Source organism: Legionella sp., assembly GCF_047605385.1.
Taxonomy (GTDB): domain Bacteria; phylum Pseudomonadota; class Gammaproteobacteria; order Legionellales; family Legionellaceae; genus Legionella.
In genome coordinates this window covers 1-4,433 of record NZ_JASGFU010000120.1, presented here as the reverse complement: position 1 = coordinate 4,433, position 4,433 = coordinate 1, and the positions used below count along the sequence as shown (strand labels likewise).

The following is a 4,433-nucleotide window of genomic DNA, read 5'->3' as shown; positions in this document are numbered from 1 at the left end:
ATTTAAAATTTAAACACCCTCATCCCCAACCCTTCTCCCGCAAGCGGGAGAAGGGTGCCTCAAAAATTAAAATGGGACAACCCTGGGTAATGAAGATATCCAACAAATATTGTTGAGTGAGGTCATTGCTTTTCTGCAAGGCCATCGCTCAAATCAAACTCTGGCTCTCGATGTTCCTTTCAGAATAATGTTTAATCAAGAATTAAATAATAGCTGGTTCGGTGGTGTGATGGAGCTCATCAATAGTATAACCATGCTTTCGATTGTTTTAACAGGCGCAGCTTTAATCAGAGAAAGGGAACATGGGACTGTTGAGCATTGATGGTGATGCCAGCTACTCCTTTTCGCCACTACCTCTTTTGGCATCTTTCTTGGAACTTTCGCTCGCTCTATGCCCCAGTTTGCATTACTGATGATACTAACACTTTTACCAACGCCATATAATGTGTGCCCTTGTTCACTATCCCCGTCTTCGCGTAGATTTGTCCATTTCGCTCTCCTTAACCCTCATCCTGCGAGAAACATCACCATACTGGTCCGATCCGTGCGACTTGCTATTTCAAGCACGCAAATGATATATTTGTGTGCTAATTAATTCATTTAAAAGCATTTATTGATTAAATAAAATTCATACTATCGAATAAAAAAACCAAATGAACCTATTTTCACCTGCACGCCAGTCACCTGGCTTACTATCCCTCACTGCGGGAATCATTGTCTGCTTAACTTTATTAATCAATGTTGCATTCAAGATCATTTCCCTCAAAGGCATGATGCTATCAGTAAATAGTCTAATTTGTCCCCTCACTACTTGTTTATATCTATTAGCCTTGCGTATTTATACGCCTAAGGAGCAGCGGCATTTACTGAACATTTCACTGATTACCTTATATACCTTCTGCATTGGTGTGTATGTTTTAGTGAACTTACCTGCGGCAGAATATATGCATGGTAACCCAGTTTATCAGATCATTTTTGATGATATTCCGAAAAAATTTTTTGCGGTAACAATGGCATTTGCCTTAAGTTTTTATCTACCACATCTTTTATTTTGCAATCCCAAAAATAGATTTCTACCTTCTCCTATCCAGAAGCTCTTTCTTGCACTACTTGGTGGTGCAAGCTTTTTTTTACTCACCTTCCTTCTCTTATTCTCAGGGACTCATGTGCATAATTTCTCAAAAGTAACGCTTGATTCCCTAATCATTGCCTCTTTATTATTCTTTATTATCACGCTGCTTTATTTAATGAGCTTATTAAAATACAAAACTGCCGTGCGCACGGATAACCGGGAGAAAGAAGCAATACCTTTTTGTTATTATCTCATTTGCGAAGCCTTGGTTATTACCTTAATTTGTTCAGCCTGTGAATACAGAATCATTGCATTTATCAGTTATAATGGCATTCTTGCGGCAAGTGCTGTGTTTTTCCCAATCTCCTTGATTATAAGCACCCTCATCGGAGAATTGTGGGGCTATCGTACTGGCATCAAATTAAGTTTAATGCTTAGCACCACGCAAATTATTTTTGACATGATTTTGATGAGTATTGTTGCCTTACCCTCGCCAGAATTTTTCAACTTAAATCCATTTTATAGTTATATTATGCTGCGCAGATTGCCTGCTGACTCCTTAACCTTATTTGCAACTTTTACCAGTAATACAATGCTTTTGCATTATTTAGAACAAAAAAACATGCAACGCCCTTTGCGTATTTTATTTGCCAACGTCTGCGCTAATTCTCTTTTATGCTTGATTGATTATAGCCTGTTATACGGTGGGATTTATCCTTACGATCAAATCATTAAATTAGTCGTGGACGTTTGGCAATATAAAATATTCATGACTATATTCTCCATACCCATCATTTGTAAGTTATGCACTATGTTTGAAAAAAAGAATGTCTGAACTTTACAAATGTCATCATAGCTTAATTTGTTGAGCCTATGCCTTAGAGTCGCCTTTTTTCTTAACTGGGCGCTTCCAGCCATAAACCGTTTTTTGTTGTGATACGGTTAAAGTAAGCTCTTCAGACGGAACATTTTTACGAATAGTACTGCCAGCACCAATCGTTGCCCTTGCTCCCACAGTAACTGGAGCGACTAATTGCGTATCAGAACCAATAAATACCTCGTCTTCAATCACGGTCTTATGCTTATTCACACCATCATAATTACAGGTAATTGTGCCCGCACCTATATTGACTTTTTTGCCTAAGATTACATCCCCTAAATAGCTTAAATGACTCGCTTTTGAACCCTCATCAAAGATTGCATTTTTGGTTTCCACAAAATTGCCAATCTTACAGTGTGCTGCTAATTGGGTACCCTTACGTAAACGCGCAAAAGGACCAATGGTGCATGCCTCACCAATGTGACAACCTTCTAAAAAGCTATTGGCAAAAATTTCTGTATTTGCACCAACACTCACATCACTAAGCACACAATTTGGCCCAATAATGCACCCATCACCAAGCACCACCTTGCCTTGAAATACACAGTTCACATCAATAAACACATCTTTGCCACAAAGCAATTCGCCACGAACATCAATACGCTGAGCATCTGCAATACCTATACCTTGCAACATCAGCCGTTTGGCTTCGCGTACTTGCCATACACGCTCTAATTCATGTAACTGTAAACGATTATTGACACCGCACGTTTCCATAACATCTTGAGTCAACAGGGTTTTAATCGCTGTCTTACCCGATACTGCTTTTGCAATAATATCTGTCAAGTAATATTCATTTTGTGCATTTTCATTGCTCAATAATGGCAGCCATTTCGCTAAATCTGCTGTTTCTGCGCAACAAATGCCCGTATAAATTTCTTTTACATTCTTTTCTTGCTCATTTGCATCTTTTTCTTCTACAATGGCAGAAACTTCGCCTTGATTATTTCTAATAATCCGACCAAGACCAGTTGGATCGTCAAGGCAGGCAACTAAAAGTGCCAAAACAGATTGATGAGTATCGGTTGTTTTGCTACATTCAACTAAAGCCTTAAGGGTGTTTACTTGAATAAGTGGCACATCAGCGGATAAAACCAGAACCTGTGCTTGAAGCGGAATATGAGGTAAAGCTTGCATTACGGCATGCCCAGTGCCCAATTGTTCTGCTTGATGAACCCAATGGACAGGCAAGTCAGGGAGTGATTGCTTTATTTGCTCACCCCCATGACCATAAATAACATGAATTGCCGTAGGATTTAGTTGCTGTGCAGTTTCTACAACCCTGGCTAACATTGGCTTTCCAGCAATTTGATGAAGCACCTTAGGGGCATTGGAATACATTCTTTTTCCCTGCCCTGCAGCTAAAATAATAATGTGTAAATTCATGAGTATTACTATTTCCTAAATGATAAATAAAAATATGTATGAATATTCATACTACCACAATCAATAAATTCCAATACACAGGAGTGGAGCAATGGAGACAATATTTGTTAAGGTATTAAAAAATTTAATTAATGAGCAATTAACCCCTATAAGTGCCGAAGAACAAAAAAAATCAGAGAGCTATGGCTATAATAAGGCATTGTCTTTAGTCCAACAAACTCTTATTAACAAATTAATAACCCAGATTGCTCGCTACGATAAACCAGTATCCGATGAAAGTGCTGTTAACGACATGACCGACTTGATCAATACCATACTTGATCAAGTCAAGACAAGCCGTGAAGAATTTAAAGAACCTAAAAATAAAGGTTCAACCGTTGAATGTCTTAATAATTTAGGACATCAAATCAAAGAGCTCTATACTAAGATCATAACCCGAAAACTAAAAAACAACACACTTTATTCCTATACAGTAATTGACATCCCAGTTAAAAAAAACCCATTACATCTCGTTTATGAGTTAGATATTTATTATATTGGCAATGAAATATTTCATCCCAACTCTAAGATTGACTTAGCAACCAGAGCTGCAAAAGAAACTTCCGTTGCTGAGCGCGTTAGAACATTAAGCGAACAAATACAAAATAGTTATGATTTAGAGGCACAACGCTGTCGGGCATTAAAAACATTAACCGATTTAAAAAGAGATAATGAAGATATTGTTAGTAAAGAACCTTCGATATTTTCTTCATTCCTTTCTAGTCTTTCATACAAGGGTATCTCACCAGATATACAAACAACAGGAGAGGGACGTCTAGGTCGCTTCATTGACAAAACAATAGTACTCATTAAAGCGATAACTCCAGAAGAATTTGAGCCCTTACTCCCTTTAGAATCTACCTCACCTAAAATAGTTCCGAAAAAAGAGACTACTGTTTCTGGAGACAGCACGGCCATGCTCCTTGAGAGTTTGTCAATGCAAAAAGCTAGCCCATCAACTTCATCAACTCCACCAACTCCACCAACTCCACCAACTTCATCAACTTCATCAACTTCATCAACTTCATCAACTTCATCAACTTCATCAACTTCATC

General features: G+C 38.1%; 3 protein-coding genes. 2 read left to right on the top strand and 1 reads right to left on the bottom strand.

Annotated elements, in window-relative coordinates:
* Positions 1-653: 653 nt before the first annotated feature.
* A complete protein-coding gene (locus tag QM652_RS14175; protein WP_415076911.1) occupies positions 654-1,907 on the top strand; it encodes a VUT family protein in 1,254 nt (417 codons plus the stop codon).
* 36 nt (positions 1,908-1,943) lie between these two features.
* On the opposite strand, the gene glmU is transcribed toward QM652_RS14175, so the two are convergent.
* On the bottom strand, positions 1,944-3,338 hold the full coding sequence (gene glmU, locus QM652_RS14170) for a bifunctional UDP-N-acetylglucosamine diphosphorylase/glucosamine-1-phosphate N-acetyltransferase GlmU (protein WP_415076909.1): 1,395 nt from the start codon (positions 3,336-3,338) through the stop codon (positions 1,944-1,946).
* Positions 3,339-3,429: 91 nt separating this feature from the next.
* Here glmU and QM652_RS14165 point away from each other — a divergent pair.
* Positions 3,430-4,433: hypothetical protein (locus QM652_RS14165; RefSeq protein WP_415076907.1), on the top strand; the 1,004-nt coding region annotated here is incomplete at its 3' end.

Bases quoted from the DNA above. Each gene is read 5' to 3' on its own strand.
- glmU (WP_415076909.1), bottom strand. From the start codon at position 3,338: ATGAATTTACACATTATTATTTTAGCTGCAGGGCAGGGAAAAAGAATG.
- QM652_RS14175 (WP_415076911.1), top strand. From the start codon at position 654: ATGAACCTATTTTCACCTGCACGCCAGTCACCTGGCTTACTATCCCTC.